Source organism: Desulfovibrio sp. 1214_IL3152, assembly GCF_036763055.1.
Classification (GTDB): domain Bacteria; phylum Desulfobacterota; class Desulfovibrionia; order Desulfovibrionales; family Desulfovibrionaceae; genus Desulfovibrio.
Genome location: NZ_JBAIYW010000162.1, coordinates 1 through 2,249, shown reverse-complemented (window position 1 = coordinate 2,249; position 2,249 = coordinate 1). Strand labels below are relative to the sequence as shown.

Below are 2,249 nucleotides of genomic sequence, written 5' to 3'. Positions count from 1 at the left end.
TTCGGCTACGGCGCGCTGCGCATGCACCGTCAGCCGCTTGACAGCGAACCCGGCGGCCCACAAAGCGTGCTGGCCCTGTTTGTGGAAGGCAATGTGGATCAGAACCAGAAATGGCTGCCCGCCTTCCAGCGGCAGACCGTTGATCTGTACCTGAAGCTCACCTACGACGCGCTGGCGCAGAAGCCGGAAGAGAAGCCCCTGATCATCTGGCCGGAAACGGCCCTGCCGTTCTTTTTCGAGACCAATAATCTGCACTCCCCCAGGGTGCGGCAACTGCCTGCGATCACGGGCTGTCCCCTGCTCGTGGGCGCGCCCGGCGTGGAGCGTAGGCCGGACAGAAAGGAACCGGACGTCTTTAACCGCGCCTTTCTGCTCACGCCGCCCGCAGGCGCGGTGACCGCCCACTACGACAAGGAACATCTGGTTCCCTTTGGGGAGTACCTGCCGGAATGGCTCAACTGGGGCTTTCTTGAGGCGCTGCTGCAAGGCGTGGGCGTGTATGAAACCGGCACGGCCATCGCCCCTCTGCGCTATGACAACCTTGCCCTGGGCATGCTCATTTGCTATGAAGGTATATTTCCCTGGCTGGCCCAAGCCCGCGTGCAGGATGGAGCCAACATTCTGGTAGACATCAGCAACGACGGCTGGTTCGGCGCCACTCCCGCAGCGCGGCAGCATCTTTACCTTACGGTTCTGCGTGCTCTTGAACAAAACCGCTGGATTCTGCGCGGCACCAATACCGGCATCTCCGTCGTGGTAGACAGCCGGGGCCGTCTGGTTGTGCGCGGTGAGCAGTTCAGGGAACAGGCCATCTGGGGCAAGGCCGCCCTGGAAAGCGAATCAAGCCTGTTCCATCGCCTGTGGCCCTGGCCCCTGCCTGTGGCCGCAGTCTTGCTGACCGGCCTGATTTTATGGGGTCCCGGTGGCGGTATTGGCCGCCGCACCCGCGCCTGACGCAGATCACGTATCTTTTCAGACTGTTATATACTATACAGCCGAATACCGGCATTTCCGGCCCAAAGCCGGTTCACCTTCAACCCACAGATCGCCATGTTGCAACTTACCGACCTTCGCGCCGCCTGCCCTCCCCTTGCCCAACGTTTTGCCTCCCTCTGGGGGCGTCTTTGACGTGGCGGCCAGCGAAAAAAGGTTGCAGGCCATTGAAACAGAAATTTCACGTCCCGGCGCATGGGACAAACCCGAAGCCCTCACGCCCCTGCTTCAGGAAAAACGCCGCCTTGAAGACGAGGTGGCCCGCCTGAACAGGCTCAAAACCTGCCATGACGACATGAATGAATGGCTGGCTCTGGCTGCGGAAAGCGAAGACCCCGAAGCGCTGGAATCCCTGGCGCAGCAGCAGAAAGATCTGGCCGCCCTGTTGGACGAAACGGAACTTGTGATGCTGCTTTCCGCAGAAGAGGACAGCCAGGATGCCATACTCGAAATCCACCCCGGCGCGGGCGGCACCGAGTCTCAGGACTGGGCCGAAATGCTGCTGCGCATGTATACCCGGTGGGCCGCGGATCACGGCTACAAGGTTGAGGAACTGGACTTTCTGCCCGGCGACGAAGCCGGCATCAAAAGCGTCACCCTGCGCGTGGGCGGACCGCACGCTTTCGGCTTTCTGAAAAGCGAGCGTGGCATCCACCGCCTTATCCGCATTTCGCCCTTCGATTCTTCCGGCCGCAGGCACACATCTTTTGCCTCGGTGGATGTCATCCCCGATGCGGGCGACGATATTGAACTTGACCTCAAGGAAGCTGATCTGCGGGTAGACATTTTTCGCTCCAGCGGCCCCGGCGGCCAGAGCGTCAACACCACAAGCTCCGCCGTGCGCATAACCCATATTCCCACGGGCATTTCGGCCCAGTGCCAGAACGAAAAGTCGCAGCACCACAATAAGGAAACGGCCCTGCGCGTTTTGCGCGCCCGCCTCTATAATATGGAGCTTGAAAAACGCGAAGCCGCGCGTCAGGCCCAATATGCCGGCAAAGACGCCATAGCCTTCGGCAGCCAGATACGCACCTACACCCTTCAGCCTTACCGTCTGGTCAAGGACCACCGCACAGGAACCGAGGTAGGAGACGTGGACGCGGTTCTGGACGGACAGATTGACGCCTTCCAGCACGACTACCTTTTGCACCGCCATGAGCAGCAACGCTGAGTTTGAAGCCCTTGCGCGCGAAATGCTGGCCCTGAGCCAGACCAGCGCGCCCGATGCGGACGCCCCGCACACTGCTGACGGCCCA

The 2,249-nt window shown here is 61.0% G+C and carries 2 protein-coding genes; both read left to right on the top strand.

Features of this window, described 5'->3' with window-relative positions:
• The coding region (lnt, locus tag V6C07_RS03270) for an apolipoprotein N-acyltransferase (RefSeq protein ID WP_333534945.1) at nt 1-954 on the top strand (954 nt) is incomplete at its 5' end.
• 96 nt (nt 955-1,050) lie between these two features.
• A protein-coding gene (gene prfB / locus V6C07_RS03265; protein ID WP_333534944.1) for a peptide chain release factor 2 occupies nt 1,051-2,164 on the top strand; the annotation gives its coding sequence in 2 pieces (ribosomal slippage) (nt 1,051-1,125 and nt 1,127-2,164; 1,113 coding nt in all).
• Nucleotides 2,165-2,249: the final 85 nt, after the last annotated feature.